This is a genomic window from Thalassotalea profundi (assembly GCF_014653195.1).
Classification (GTDB): domain Bacteria; phylum Pseudomonadota; class Gammaproteobacteria; order Enterobacterales; family Alteromonadaceae; genus Thalassotalea_B; species Thalassotalea_B profundi.
This window is the reverse complement of record NZ_BNAH01000016.1, coordinates 1-14073: the sequence shown is the minus strand read 5'-3', so window position 1 is coordinate 14073 and position 14073 is coordinate 1. Positions and strand designations below refer to the sequence as shown.

Genomic DNA, 14073 nt, shown 5'->3' with positions numbered 1-14073 from the left:
AAATTATTTTTTATAGAATCAATGTGTTTTAAATTTATAATTATCAATTGCTTACTGTTTTGGCGTGAATGTTGATTGTTATTCGGTATGTTTATTTCTAAGGAAGAATAAGATGACTGATAATATCAAAAAAAATGTATTGATGGTGGCGTTTAGCGGTTTAGTATTGATTGAATTAGGCTTGGTTTATCTTGCCTCTTTAGTCGCATAAGATGTAATTAACATGAAAAATACAAGACATTTGCGATAAATTTTATTAAAGTGCCGCTCTTATTATAAATCGTTTCGGCTTTCCTAATAATAAGGAAGGCGTATTAAGTGAATGTCTATGACGGCTAATAAAAGTGCGGCTAAAGCTACGGCTACAGAAGAATCGTTACATCGCATCTTTACCATTCCAGAAGCGCCTGACTCTACGCTCGGGCTAATAGAACAAGAAATGTCGCAAAACCTTGCGGGTTTTCTTGGTGATCATATTGTTGCAAAAGATCATTTACTTACCTCAATTGAAAAAGATTTTGCGTGTTCAGCTATTCCTGAAGACCCTGCTTATGTGTCTGATCACATGCATCATTTACTTGAAAAGCTGGTAGCACAATCGGTACATACATCTAGCCCAAGTTTTATTGGGCATATGACATCAGCACTTCCTTATTTTATTTTGCCCTTGTCTAAGCTTATGGTGGGCTTAAATCAAAACTTGGTTAAAATTGAAACATCTAAAGCATTTACGCCATTAGAACGTCAAGTGCTGGGTATGATGCATCGCTTGGTTTATCAAGAAGATGATACTTTTTATCAACGTTGGATGCATAGTGCAAAGCATTCTTTGGGAGCATTTTGCTCGGGTGGCACTGTTGCCAACATTACCGCATTATGGGTTGCGAGAAATAACTTACTGAAAGCGGATGGAAACTTTAAAGGTGTGGCGCAACAAGGCTTGTTCGCTGCATTAAATCATTATCAATATAATGGTCTTGTTATATTAGTGTCTAGTCGAGGTCATTATTCATTAAAAAAATCTGCAGATATCCTTGGCATTGGTCGTGATAGTGTTATTGCCATACCCACTGATGAACATAACCGTATTGATTGCGCTAAATTACGTGAAAAGTGTTTAGAGCTACAACAGCAAAACATTGCTATCTTAAGTATTGTTGGTGTTGCAGGAACAACAGAAACCGGTAGTGTAGATCTATTAGAGAAAATGGCCCATATAGCGCAAGAATTTAGTTGTCATTTTCATGTTGATGCAGCTTGGGGTGGTGCCACACTGCTTTCTAATAAGCATCGTAGTATTTTGAAAGGTGTTGAATTAGCCGATTCTGTCACCATTGATGCGCACAAACAGATGTATGTGCCTATGGGAGCAGGTTTAGTTGTCTTTAAGAATCCTTCATTAGCATCATCTATTGAACATCATGCTGAATATATTTTACGGAAAGGCTCCAAAGATTTAGGCTCTCATACACTTGAAGGCTCTAGGCCAGGTATGGCAATGTTAGTTTATGCCAGCTTGCATATAATTAGTCGACCAGGGTATGAATTATTAATTAATCAAAGTATTGATAAAGCCAATTATTATGCGCAAATTATCGACCAACATGAAGACTTTGAACTCATTACTAAGCCTGAACTTTGTTTATTAACCTATAGATATAACCCTAAACAGGTTCAAGATTATCTAGAGCGTTGTAATGAAAAAGAACAATTAGCGGTGAATCAATTACTTGATCAGCTCACTAAATTTATCCAAAAGCGCCAACGTGAAAATGGTAAGTCATTTGTTTCACGTACACGGATAGAAGTAGGTAAATATCAAAATCGTAAAACACTGGTGTTTCGCGTGGTGTTAGCAAATCCTCTAACCACTAAAGCTATATTAAACGATATTCTCCAAGAACAAGCTGAATTAGCACAAGAAAGTATAAGCTTTTTACCTAAGTTATTTGAAAAATCTTCTCAGTTAATTTGATCAAAACAGTAGATACCCATTGAAAATGACCAATTATTCTTTCGTTTTGAAATGTAATTGAAAGCATTATGTTTCGTTTGTTTTTGTTTTAAAGTAATGAAAATTAATGACTTATTTTATATTCCATATAAAAAACACTTATTTCTCTTACGGTTTTTTTATGAATCGTAACTTATATGCTTTTATTTTGTAATTCATTGTGTAATAATTCAACTTAACTTACATGGGTGGAGAGTTTTTATGCAGTGCAATGAAAGTCAATTTACAACTAATCAAACAAATGAAAGAAACTATGATGCCGTTGCGATTGAACAGCAATTAGCGAAAGCACAAGAAGAAATAGCTGATCTAAAATCACAAATTATGTGGTTAGAGCGCTCATACGAATAATATAAAATATCATCAAAGAAAGGGATAAACATATCAAGTTTATCCCTTTTTTGTTTGCTAGAGTGAAATATTACAAATTTGTTTTCTTAAGATGTAAGTGGCTTATTTAAATGAACCTGTAAATTATCAATTAAACGCGCCTTACCGCAATGGGCTGCAGCGAGAATAACAAGCTCCGTATCGTCTTCACTAGCGGGTTGTAGTGTTTGTGCATGACAAATATGGATATAGTCTGTTTTTAATCCAGCATTATCTATAAAGCTTGCTGCTTGCTTAGCCAAACCGATAAAGTCTGTATCGTGTTGAATTTTTTCTGCAAGCCAATGAATATTTTGACTTAAAGCTGGAGCTATTTTTTTCTCTTCTTCTGTGAGGTAACCATTTCGAGAGCTCAACGCAAGACCACTGGCTTCTCTAACTGTTGCGACTGGAATGATCTTAATAGGCATAGATAAGTCTTCAACCATGGTTTGAATGACTTGTACTTGTTGATAATCTTTTAAACCAAAACAAGCCACATCAGGCTGAACAATATTAAATAGTTTGCAAACGACTGTCGCTACACCACGAAAATGCCCTGGTCGGCTTTCTCCGCAATAACCTTCGGATACATTTGGCACTTCAATATAGCTTTGTTTATCTGTTCCCTTTGGATAAATAATGTCAGAAGTTGGAGTGAAAAGTAAATCGGTTCCTGCAGCGGCAAGCTTTTCTTGATCTGCTTGCATAGTACGCGGGTAACTATCGATATCTTCATTTGCGCCAAATTGCATAGGGTTAACAAAAATACTTGCAACAATTCGGTCAGCGTGTTGCAGTGCTTCAGTAATTAATGATATGTGACCAGAATGTAAGTTACCCATCGTTGGTACAAACGCAACGGTTAGTCCTTCTTTGCGCCAGGCTTTGACTTGTTTACGTACTTCAATTATTTCGTTTGTTGTTTTCATTTGTATCACTAATTAAATATGTGGTCTTCACTTGGAAAATTACCATTGGTTACTTCTGATATATAAAGTTCAACGGCTTTTTGAATATCTCCAGTGTCGATTAGAAAGTTACGAGAAAATTTAGGCATGTAACTGCAAGAAATACCTAAGGCGTCGTGCATAACGAGTATTTGTCCGTCGGTATCTTTACCAGCCCCAATACCTATTGTAGGAATAGATACCGCTTGGGAAATAGCTTTACCTAAATTTGCTGGAATACATTCTAAAACAAGTAATTGTGCGCCAGCTGCTTCTAATAGTTTGGCATGTTCGATCATTTCATTAGCTTGACTTTGTTCACGACCTTGTACTTTAAAGCCACCAAATACGTTAACTGACTGTGGTGTTAAGCCAAGGTGTGCACAAACAGGAATACCTCTTTCTACTAGGCCTTTGATGGTATCAACTAACCATTTCCCCCCTTCAATTTTTACCATGCTTGCACCGGCTTGCATTAATTTTGCCGCATTTGTATAAGCTTGCTCAGTGGTTGCGTAGCTCATAAAAGGCATATCGCTAATGATGAGTGTATTTTCGACGCCACGCTTAACACATTGTGTGTGGTAGGCCATATGTTCGATGTTTACGGGTAATGTATCATCTTGACCTTGTAAAACCATACCCAAAGAGTCACCAATTAAAATGGCGTGAATACCCGCTTGGTCAAAAATTTTGGCGAAACTTGCATCGTAAGCGGTGATCGTTGATATTTTTTCACCTTGTTGTTTCATTTTTCGTAAAGTTGCGGTGGTTATTTTTTTCATCATTTTTCCACTAAGCTTAGGTGGTGAGTTAATAAGATAAACTTTTTATATATTAACGTTTAATTATAACTGAGTGAAGTTAATCACGCAGCTTGCTATGAACTTTAAGTCCATTGATATCAATGTTACGGGCAAGTAATGAGATTGATTGGCCATCAGGAAGTTGTAACTCAGGGGCTATTTCGGCTAAAGGGATTACGACAAATTCACGTAAATGTAAGCCATAATGTGGAATGATAAGTCTGTCGGTATTAATGACTTCCTGACCGAATAGTAATATGTCTAAATCGAGAATTCTTGCCCCCCAGCGATTGTCTTTACGTACTCTACCCGCGTTGTTCTCAATAGCTTGTAAATTATTAAGCAACTTAAGAGGAGACAATGAGGTATTAAGTGCTGCCACTGCATTCATATAATCAGGCTGGTCTTGTGGTCCCATTGGACGACTGTAATATAATGAAGATACTGTAACAAGCTGCGTATTTTCAATATGCTCAAGTTGTTCTAATGCATTAATTATCTGCTGTTTAGGATTTGATAAATTACTCCCAAGACCAATGTAAACTAACGTCATGGCTTTACTCTTGGGTGTTCGATGCATTTTTTTGTGGGCTTTTAGGCTTTCTTTTTTTACGTGGACTGCGTTTACTGACAGGTTTAGCAACAGATTTTATCATAATTTGTTGGGTGTCGTAGTTACTGTGTTGAAAGTCAGTCCACCATTGTGACAATTTAACCAATTCAGTATTTTCATGCTCGAGTGTTGCACGTAACAATAAGAAGTCATAACCCGCTCTAAATTTGATATGCTCCAATGTTTTAAAGGCTTTTTTACCTTCTCGACGTTCAAACTTTTCTTGTAATATCCAAATATCTTTCATTACCGCTTGGAAGCGTTTTGGTATTGCAATACTGCGTTGTTGCTCAGACATAATTTCATGATAAGCGGAAAAAAATGTGTCTTGTGGTGTCATTGTTGTTGTGGCTTTAAGCTGTAGTATTTTCTGCTGTAATGGATACCATAAAACTGCTGCGAATAAAAAAGCAGGTGTTACACGTTTATCATTATTAATACGGTCATCGGTGTTTGATAATGCGGTAGCTATGAGGTTTGCCAGATAAGGAAATTCATCGCTTTGCAATGCTTGCTCAACTATTGGAAAGAAATAGGTAAATAATTGGTATTCTCTTAATTGGTTAAAATTAACTAAGGCTTTGCCGGATAAAAATAGCTTATTAAATTCTTCAAACATGCGAGCGGGAGGAATATTTGCTAAGAGTGGGGCTAATGACTTAATTGGTTGCTTAGTTTTTTTACTAATTTCCATATTAAGTTTAGTCGCAAAACGAATAGCTCTTAACATTCTAACAGGATCTTCCCTGTAGCGAGTTTCAGGATCGCCAATTAAACGAATTTGTCTATCGTTAATATCTTGAATACCATTAGCAAAATCATGTACGGTGAAGTCTTTAGCGCTGTAATAAAGAGCATTTATGGTAAAATCTCTGCGCTCGGCATCTTCTTCGATCGAGCCGTAAATGTTATCGCGCAATAACATGCCATGTTCACTTTGTTTCGATTGTTTTTGGCATTGTTGCTGTTTTTCACTTGCAGTATCGTGATGCCCACGAAAGGTGGCTACTTCAATAATATCTCGGCCAAATACGATATGTGCTAATCGAAAACGTCTACCTATCAGACGGCAGTTCCTAAAAAGTGTCTTAATTTGTTCTGGGGTTGCATTGGTTGCAATATCGAAATCTTTCGGTGATATTCCAAGTAATATATCACGAACACCACCACCCACTAAATAGGCATCGTAGCCAGAGCTGTTAAGTCTGTTTAATACTTTTAACGCATTAATACTTATAAATTTACGAGATACCGAGTGCATGTCTCGGGTTAAAACAGTGGCTGTACTACTGTTTTTTTTGTTTTTACTTTTAGGGCTCGTGAATACTTTTTTACACAAATTGATGACTTTTTTAATAACGATTTCCTGGCGGGCACTATTTTTATTGCCGCGCAATAATATACCAGAATGCTAAAAAAGAGAATTGAAAAGCGACAATTATTGTTCAAATAAGGTGATTTTTTGTACCTTAGGCACATTATCTATTTGCCAATGTTCAATTGCCCACTCTATGATTTGAGCCACACTAGCATTAATTAGTGATGGGGCTGGTTGTTGTCCTAAGAAAGCTAATGCCTGCACTAATGATTTTTGGGGGGCGCTTATATCAATAGCTGGCGCTTTATTTTGCTTACTAAGCTTATACCCTTCGCTGGTTACAGCTAGTGGAATATGACCATATTGAGGGGGAGATTTGTCCAGGGTATCAAATAAAGTTAATTGTCTCATTGTTGGCTCTAATAAATCGCACCCGCGTATTACATGGGTAATTTTTTGATAAATATCGTCAGCAACAACGGCAAGTTGGTAGGCAAAAAGACCGTCTTTACGGTGTATAATAAAATCTTCGTTTGCTAACGCATCATCACCATGGACTGAGCCTTGAATTATATCGGTAAAATGATTAATTGGATGCGTGTTTATTAACCGGACAGCCGCATGATGATGAGAGCAGTTAAGTTGCCGGCAATGTCCTTGATAAATGCCGCCTAAGGCTTTTATATTAGCACGTGTACATTGGCAGTAATAGCAACGGTGACTTTTATGAAGTTGATTCAATAGTGCGCGATAGCGCTCACTTTGCTTACTTTGATATAAGACATTTTCATCCCAATGTAGCCCATAAGCATCAAGGGTTTTTAGTATATTTTCGCTTGCTCCAGCTAACTCTCTTGGTGGATCTATATCTTCAATTCGTACAAGCCAAATTCCATTATTTTTGCGTGCATCTAAAAAACTAGCAAGAGCTGTGATCAAAGAACCAAAGTGGAGTAAACCTGACGGGGAGGGAGCAAAGCGACCACGATACGGATTATCGTGTCGCTCTGAAATACTGTTTTGCATTACAAATGGCTTCTTAGCCAGCCATTTGACGTTCTTTTATTTCTGCTAGGGTTTTACATTCGATACATAAGTCGGCTGTTGGGCGAGCTTCCAAGCGACGAATACCAATTTCAATTCCACATGAGTTACAGAAGCCAAAATCGTCATCTTCAATAAGTTGTAATGTTTTTTCAATTTTCTTAATGAGTTTACGTTCACGATCTCTCGTACGAAGCTCTAAACTAAATTCTTCTTCTTGTGCTGCACGATCTACAGGATCAGGGAAGTTAGCTGCTTCGTCTTGCATATGGGTAACAGTACGATCAACTTCTTCACGTAATTGTATGCGCCAAGCATCCAGAATCTTTTTAAAGTGTTCTAATTGCTCAGGGCCCATGTATTCTTCGTTAGGCTTTTCTTGGTACGGTTCTACACCGGCTAATGCCAAAATACCTAAAGCTTTTTTGTTTGGCATGCTCATTCTCCTAATACTCACTAGATCAAAAGGTAGTTTTAATGTTACCCGTTGACTGCATGTGCCAATTATCTAATAGACCTAAAGTTAAGAGGACTATATTGCGTCACAGTAAATAGAAATCAAGTATATAATGGAAATATAATTTCTTTTTAAATAAAATCAACACCTTAGCGAGAAATGGGTTGATTTAAGCTAAAAGCATTTATCTGCAAGCCTGCTCTTTTACAAGTTTTTATAGATGGCGTCAATCTTTATCTTTAATTTTCCAATTTTGTTTCAGTTAAAATCACTGGTAATTTCTTATTGAGGCTCATATCAAATATGCCATCAATGATTGAAAAATTAGCTTTGTAAGCGATTATTTTTACTCCTTTGTTTTTTGCTTCGATTAATAATTTAGCATATTGTGGATCAATATGTTGAGCAGCTTGAACGCTGTTAATACCAGAATGCATTACAGCAAAAAATAATACTGCTCGGTTACCTTGCTCGACCATTTCTATTAATTCACGTAAGTGCTTTTGTCCTCTTGTGGTAACTGCATCGGGGAAGTAACCTTTGTTGTTCTCAAGCAAGGTGACTGATTTAACTTCGATATATGTATCGGGCTTATCTTCAAACTTTAATAATATATCAATACGACTATTTTCAGCACCGTATTTAACTTCTCGTTGTAAAGAGCTAAAGCCATTTAGCTCTTTTATCGATTGATTGTTTAGCGCTTCTTCAACGACTTGATTTGCACGTAGTGTATTAATGCAAATAAAGTCATTATTTTTAGTTTGCGTGATTTCCCAGCTAAAAGGGTACTTACGTTTAGGATTATCTGACGTACTGTACCAAACGATATCTTCAGATTCAGCGCAACCTTTCATTGCTCCTGTATTTGCACAATGTGCGATATGGATAGAGCCATCAGGCAAAGTAATATCAGCTAAAAAGCGTTTATAACGTTTTATTAATATGGCTTGTTTTAATGGAGGTACAAATTTCAATGTGATTTATCAACTATTCATCGTCATTATATAGTACTTTATTTATAACGTATTTGATAAAAAGATTAACTCCTGCGGTGTTTTAATGTGATAAACTTTGCCTATTATATTGCGACTTAAGTGTAGCTAGATAAACACATAAATGAGGAAACTTTACCTATGTCATCAGTGACTAATATCTTCTTAACCAACAATAAATCTTCGTCTCAGTGGCAGAATGAAAATCTTTTGCAAATTATTGAAGATGATATTTATATTTACCTTGATAAAAGCTTTTCTTCACCGTTAAAAAATATTCAACGAGCTGCCCGTAGCATTGAAAAGTTAGGCGTGAAACATGCTTGTTTAAAAGGTGATTTATGGGGAATAGATTCTCAATGGGCTTTTGCTTTAGGTTTTACTTGTGTTGGCAAGCTCACCAATATTGAATTTACGGGTGAGCAAACCACTATAGATACCCTTAATAATAAGCTTGCTGTTTATGCATGGTCACGTAATTTAACGAATCAAACGCCAAGTGAATTAACGCCATTATTACTTGCTAAGCAAGCACAGGATTATATAACGGCTCAGGCGCCGGATTGCGTTAGTAGTCGTCTCATTAGTGGGGATGACCTAGCTAAGCAAGGTTGGGTTGGTGTATATAATGTCGGTAAAGGAAGTGTAAACCCTCCATGTATTGTTGAAATTGATTACAACCCTACGGATGATGAGCAAGCGCCAATTTCTACATGTTTAGTGGGTAAGGGCATTACTTTTGATAGCGGTGGTTATAGCTTAAAAGCAAGTGTTGGTATGTTTCATATGAAATGCGATATGGGCGGTGCCGCTGTCGTGTCAGGAGCGTTAGCTCTTGCCATACGACAAGGACTAAACAAGCGCGTTAAGCTTATTTTGTGCTGTGCTGAAAATATGGTGAGCAATAATGCATATAAATTAGGCGATATTTTAACATACAAGAATGGTGTTAGTTGTGAAATTGCTAACACAGATGCAGAAGGGCGAATTGTACTTGCTGATGGCTTATTAATGGCCAGTGAAAATAATCCTTCAATGATCATTGATGCAGCAACATTGACAGGAGCTGCAGTATTAGCAACAGGTGGTGATTACACTGCATTATTTTCCTTAGACGAGCAGCTCGCTGAGCAAGCTAAGCAAGCCGCTAATATTGAAAGTGAACCTTTATGGCAGCTTCCATTAGAAAAATGGCACCAAGAAAAATGTCCATCAGCATTCGCTGATACTGCTAATAGCCGTCCTGTACCTGGTGGTGGTCCTGGTGGTGCCAGCAATGCAGCTGGATTTTTATCACGCTTTGTTGATAGTAAAGGTTGGTTACACTTTGATTTAGCCGCGGCTTATAATGGTAGTGCTAATGATCAATGGGCAGCAGGTGCTACTGGCTTAAGTATTGCAACTATTGCCAATCTATTACTCACGCAGTAATACAATAATAATGGATAAAACACAGGCGATTATGCTTTTAGCGCTTGTGTTTTGTCTGTAACAAAGCTTTGCAACCATGAACGTGCACTTTCTATATTACTAAAAACATGAAAAGTGAGTTTGTAGTTTTGATAGATTCGGTGTAATTGCATTTGTTGAATATCACCAGCGTTACTATTAAGAATAACACTTGCATTTGCTATCATTCCGCGTTTCACACGATACTTTGTAAGTTCAGTTAATGCGAGTTCAGCATCTGGGGTAAATACTCGATTACCATAAAAAGTCGCTAATAATCCCCAAGGCTTATGGTTAAATAATTCGCAGGCATTATACATATCTTGTACATATTGCTCGGTAACTTCTGTGCCAAACGGGCCTTTAGCATCCACTAACAGAATATTTTCAACGAGTTCAATAGTGTATTGATCATATTGTGCAAGTTTCATTGTACTAATCCATTGTCTGACAAGAACAACCATTAATAACAACTTTTGAATTATTTGCCAAGTAAGCATGTTTTGATGAAAATGCAAATATTTAAAACGTTAATAATCAGTTGATTATTTTTTAACTAATGACAGACCCTAGGATAAAAACATTCAAAATAAAGCCTAAACATTCACAGTTAGTGATTGAAATTCATTGTTCTTGAACGTGAACAATGCTTGAAATTGTATACGTTAATCAAGCTAAACAATCTTTACCAAAAACCTTTACGTCAATCGGAATGTTGAATGCTAGAATTGAAGTATTTTTTAAAGACGACCTTTTAAGTAAAATAATGCCTACTCCATTACCCATTGATAATATAAAAGCCGACTTTTTGAGTGCATTAAAATCAAATTTCACGTTGATTCTATCGGCTGAACCCGGAGCGGGTAAATCAACAAGGTTACCTTTATGGTTATTAGAAGATAACCTCGCTATTCAAGGAAAAGTATACCTTTTACAACCTAGGCGAGTTGCTGCAAAAAATATAGCTATATATTTAGCCGCACAAATAGGGGAGCCTGTAGGGCAAAGTGTGGGGTACCGTTTACGCAATGAAAGTAAGGTTTCAAAAAATACCCGTTTAGAAGTCATAACCGAAGGGATTTTAGTGCAAATAATGCAAGCAGATCCTGAATTAGCTAATACCTCATTAATTATATTTGATGAATTTCATGAACGTTCATTGCAAGCAGATTTAGCTTTTGCCTTAGCGCGCGATATTCAACAAGGTTTACGTGAAGACTTAAGGTTATTATTAATGTCTGCAACCTTGGCAAACGATGAATTACAAAAAGCTTTGCCAGACGCTTTGAGTCTAAAAACGACGGGTAGAAGTTTTCCGGTAACCGTTGAATATCAGCCCATTAAGAATATTCGTGCGTGGCGAGATCAAGCTGCAGTAGTAATCAAACAAACATTAATCACACATCAAGGTTCAATATTAGTATTTCTCCCCAGTAGTGCAGATATTCGTTATCTGGCAACCGCACTCGAAAATATTGTGAATGCTGAATTAGTTGTTTGCCCACTGTATGGCGATCTGAGTCTTGCAGAACAACAGCGAGCTATTCAGCCTTGTAAAGAGAATGTTAGAAAAATAGTCTTAGCGACTAATATTGCAGAAACGAGTTTAACCATTGAAGGCATTAATATTGTTATTGATTCAGGGCTTGAAAAAGTCGCTATTTATGATGAGAACACTCTCACAAATAAGTTGCTTCAACGAAATATCGCTAAATCTTCAGCGATTCAACGTATGGGACGAGCGGGGCGATTATCTGCTGGGCATTGTATTCGACTGTTTAATGAAGAAGAGTTTCAACGACGTTCACTGCAAAGTGGTTTAGCCATTCATCAAGCTGATATTTTACCTGTGGTTATTGAAGCGGCTCGTTGGCAAGTAAGTCGGTTAGCGGATATTCCATTGCTGGACTTTCCTAATGAAGCTATCGAAAATCAAGCGTGGCAAACCTTAATAAATATTGATGTCGTTGATGAAAAAAGAAAATTAACGCCTCATGGACTAGAAGTGGTGCAGTTGCCATGTCATGCGCGCTTTGCCCACATGATCATTCAAGCAAAAACATTAGAGCAAAAATATGACTGTAAAGGTTTTACGTTTCTTGCCTGTTTATTAGCAGCCTTATTAGAAGAACGAGATGTTTTTTCAATAGAACAATCGCGAGGCAACAGTGATATAAGTCAAAGAATACGATTTATTCTTTCTAATAATAAAAATTATAAAAGTAGGCAAATTCTACTTCAAGCGAAAAAGCTAGCGGATAAAATACAGGTTAAGCAAATTTCAAACTTACCATTAGGTAATATCGGTATTCTAGTTTATTTGGCTTATCCAGAACGGTTACTCAAACGTAGAAATAACGCCGGTGATTATCTTGCTAGTTATGGTAAAGGGGTAACATTGGATCTTCATGATGCATTAAATAATGAAGAATATTTGGTTGCGGCACATTTAACGCAATTTCAACAGCAACTTCAAGTAAGGTTAGCGGCTATTGTTGATATTCAACAGTTAACTTCATGGAAACTAGCCAAACAAAATTATCATGAAAGCTTACATTATGATGAAAAGTCAGGACGTATAAATGCCGTAAAACAAAAAAAAATAGGCGCTATAATTCTTGAAGAAAAAGCAGAAAAAGCGCTGATGAATGAAGATGATGTTTTTGCTATTTGGCTTGAGCAGTTAAAGAAACATGGTCTGACATTATTAAAATGGAAAAAAGAAGATAAAGATTTATTGTTAAGGTGGCAATGGTTAAATTCAATATCAATCGATAATGACTTTCCTGATGTTAGTGGGCAGTCACTTATTAAGAATGCTTCATTATGGTTTAAACCTTATGTTAGTAATATCACCACTAAAGCGCAGCTATTAAAATTGAATGTATCTGAAATGCTGTTAACTATGCTTGATTACCAACAACAGCAATTATTGAATAAATGCGTACCGAGTTATTATGTTGGTCCAACAGGACGAAAGTGCACTATTCGTTACAGTCTTGAACACGCTCCCGTTGTTTCTTTACCTATGCAGGAAGTTTACGGTCTAAAAACTAGCCCAGCAGTAGGCGATGAAAAGTCAAAAGTAAATTTGACCTTTGAATTACTATCGCCGGCACAACGGCCTATTCAAATAACCGCTGACTTGGCCGGTTTTTGGCGAGGCAGTTATAAAGCTGTACAGAAGGAAATGAAAGCTCAATACCCAAAACATTATTGGCCAGATGACCCTGCAAATGCTATAGCAACCAATAAAACTAAAAAATATGCCCTAATTAAATAGTCATTGAGTTGTATCTTTAATATTATTAATGTTTTTATTTGAGAGGTTATTTCGAAATGTATTTATCAAGTATTTTTTGATACTCACCACTAGACTTTAATTGTTTGATACGCTTTGTAAAAAGATCTCTGATATTTTGATCTCTAAATAAAAAACCGTTCGGGTTGGTACCAAGAATAGGAAAAAAATCGACTTCGGCTGTTGTATCAATATCTCCAGTTTTTTGTATTTGATTCCGATAGTACTTAAAAATATGTAAATCCATTTGAGCTATTTCAAAGCGTTTTAAGAACAGTGCTTTAACTTGTAAAGTTTGGTCATGTGTCTCCGAGTAATTCGGATGTTTATCCATTAATTTCTTATAATGATCCCCTAAATGTTTTTTAGCGCCTTGCCAACTTATTAAACTTTGTGTGCCAATATCATCTAGGCTTTTGAATGCGAAATTATTTTCAGACAAAGAAATTAAATAATTCTGATACTCATAAACAGGACCAGAATAATAACCTGGTAGATTTTCAGTCTTAATTGTGTGACTGTTGATATCACTCGCTACATCAACAGTCCCATTCTTGTAAAAATATATTCTTCTCAAATAAGGGAGGTATACGGGGGTTATCTTATAACCTTCAGGTTCTAAAGTTTTTGTAATTAGTTCTAGTATAATACCGTTATTCTCGTTAGGGATAACCTGATCTTCCCCAAATAATGTAGACATCTTTTATTTAGAAAATGAAGTATGATGAGAGATGTTATGAGTAATAATAAATACCCA

13 protein-coding genes are annotated in these 14073 nt (G+C 36.4%); 4 read left to right on the top strand and 9 right to left on the bottom strand.

The annotated features are described in order from the left end of the window. Positions 1-322: 322 nt before the first annotated feature. Complete coding sequence (gene panP / locus IE155_RS16305; RefSeq protein ID WP_373295380.1) at positions 323-1975, top strand: pyridoxal-dependent aspartate 1-decarboxylase PanP; 1653 nt, start codon at positions 323-325, stop codon at positions 1973-1975. Between the two features lie 240 nt (positions 1976-2215). Next, the gene (locus tag IE155_RS16300) at positions 2216-2365 is read left to right on the top strand and encodes a hypothetical protein (protein WP_189379321.1); all 150 of its coding nucleotides are present in this window, start codon (positions 2216-2218) and stop codon (positions 2363-2365) included. Positions 2366-2451: 86 nt separating this feature from the next. On the opposite strand, the gene panC is transcribed toward IE155_RS16300, so the two are convergent. The 7 genes from panC to sfsA form a co-directional block, all read right to left on the bottom strand. After that, positions 2452-3315 (bottom strand): pantoate--beta-alanine ligase, encoded by an 864-nt coding sequence (panC, locus tag IE155_RS16295; RefSeq protein ID WP_189379320.1) that lies wholly within the window; start codon positions 3313-3315, stop codon positions 2452-2454. An 8-nt stretch (positions 3316-3323) separates the two neighbouring features. After that, the gene (gene panB / locus IE155_RS16290) at positions 3324-4118 is read right to left on the bottom strand and encodes a 3-methyl-2-oxobutanoate hydroxymethyltransferase (protein ID WP_189379319.1); all 795 of its coding nucleotides are present in this window, start codon (positions 4116-4118) and stop codon (positions 3324-3326) included. 79 nt (positions 4119-4197) lie between these two features. Next, a complete protein-coding gene (gene folK / locus IE155_RS16285) occupies positions 4198-4692 on the bottom strand; it encodes a 2-amino-4-hydroxy-6-hydroxymethyldihydropteridine diphosphokinase (RefSeq protein ID WP_189379318.1) in 495 nt (164 codons plus the stop codon). Positions 4693-4696: 4 nt separating this feature from the next. Continuing rightward, a complete protein-coding gene (gene pcnB, locus IE155_RS16280) occupies positions 4697-6148 on the bottom strand; it encodes a polynucleotide adenylyltransferase PcnB (RefSeq protein WP_268245258.1) in 1452 nt (483 codons plus the stop codon). 42 nt (positions 6149-6190) lie between these two features. Then, a complete protein-coding gene (gluQRS, locus tag IE155_RS16275) occupies positions 6191-7096 on the bottom strand; it encodes a tRNA glutamyl-Q(34) synthetase GluQRS (protein ID WP_189379317.1) in 906 nt (301 codons plus the stop codon). Positions 7097-7109: 13 nt separating this feature from the next. Further along, positions 7110-7550 (bottom strand): RNA polymerase-binding protein DksA, encoded by a 441-nt coding sequence (gene dksA, locus IE155_RS16270; RefSeq protein WP_189379316.1) that lies wholly within the window; start codon positions 7548-7550, stop codon positions 7110-7112. A gap of 260 nt (positions 7551-7810) precedes the next feature. Next, a complete protein-coding gene (gene sfsA / locus IE155_RS16265; protein WP_189379315.1) occupies positions 7811-8548 on the bottom strand; it encodes a DNA/RNA nuclease SfsA in 738 nt (245 codons plus the stop codon). Between the two features lie 159 nt (positions 8549-8707). Here sfsA and pepB point away from each other — a divergent pair, with 159 nt between their 5' ends. Next, positions 8708-9997 carry an aminopeptidase PepB gene (gene pepB, locus IE155_RS16260; protein WP_189379314.1) on the top strand — a complete coding sequence of 430 codons (1290 nt, stop codon included), beginning with the start codon at positions 8708-8710 and terminating at the stop codon, positions 9995-9997. Between the two features lie 29 nt (positions 9998-10026). Here pepB and IE155_RS16255 read toward each other — a convergent pair whose 3' ends face one another. Then, positions 10027-10446, bottom strand: a complete 420-nt coding sequence (locus tag IE155_RS16255) for a hypothetical protein (RefSeq protein WP_189379313.1) — start codon at positions 10444-10446, stop codon at positions 10027-10029. A gap of 215 nt (positions 10447-10661) precedes the next feature. Here IE155_RS16255 and hrpB point away from each other — a divergent pair, with 215 nt between their 5' ends. Further along, positions 10662-13298, top strand: coding sequence for an ATP-dependent helicase HrpB (gene hrpB, locus IE155_RS16250; protein WP_229817408.1), 2637 nt, complete (start codon positions 10662-10664; stop codon positions 13296-13298). A 46-nt stretch (positions 13299-13344) separates the two neighbouring features. Here the strand turns inward: hrpB and IE155_RS16245 are convergent, their stop codons facing one another. Next, complete coding sequence (locus IE155_RS16245) at positions 13345-14016, bottom strand: substrate-binding periplasmic protein (RefSeq protein WP_189379312.1); 672 nt, start codon at positions 14014-14016, stop codon at positions 13345-13347. Positions 14017-14073: the final 57 nt, after the last annotated feature.

Coding starts and splice junctions, on each gene's coding strand:
- panP (WP_373295380.1), top strand. CDS start 323: ATGTCTATGACGGCTAATAAAAGTGCGGCTAAAGCTACGGCTACAGAA.
- IE155_RS16300 (WP_189379321.1), top strand. CDS start 2,216: ATGCAGTGCAATGAAAGTCAATTTACAACTAATCAAACAAATGAAAGA.
- panC (WP_189379320.1), bottom strand. CDS start 3,315: ATGAAAACAACAAACGAAATAATTGAAGTACGTAAACAAGTCAAAGCC.
- panB (WP_189379319.1), bottom strand. CDS start 4,118: ATGAAAAAAATAACCACCGCAACTTTACGAAAAATGAAACAACAAGGT.
- folK (WP_189379318.1), bottom strand. CDS start 4,692: ATGACGTTAGTTTACATTGGTCTTGGGAGTAATTTATCAAATCCTAAA.
- gluQRS (WP_189379317.1), bottom strand. CDS start 7,096: ATGCAAAACAGTATTTCAGAGCGACACGATAATCCGTATCGTGGTCGC.
- dksA (WP_189379316.1), bottom strand. CDS start 7,550: ATGCCAAACAAAAAAGCTTTAGGTATTTTGGCATTAGCCGGTGTAGAA.
- pepB (WP_189379314.1), top strand. CDS start 8,708: ATGTCATCAGTGACTAATATCTTCTTAACCAACAATAAATCTTCGTCT.
- IE155_RS16255 (WP_189379313.1), bottom strand. CDS start 10,446: ATGAAACTTGCACAATATGATCAATACACTATTGAACTCGTTGAAAAT.
- hrpB (WP_229817408.1), top strand. CDS start 10,662: ATGCTTGAAATTGTATACGTTAATCAAGCTAAACAATCTTTACCAAAA.
- IE155_RS16245 (WP_189379312.1), bottom strand. CDS start 14,016: ATGTCTACATTATTTGGGGAAGATCAGGTTATCCCTAACGAGAATAAC.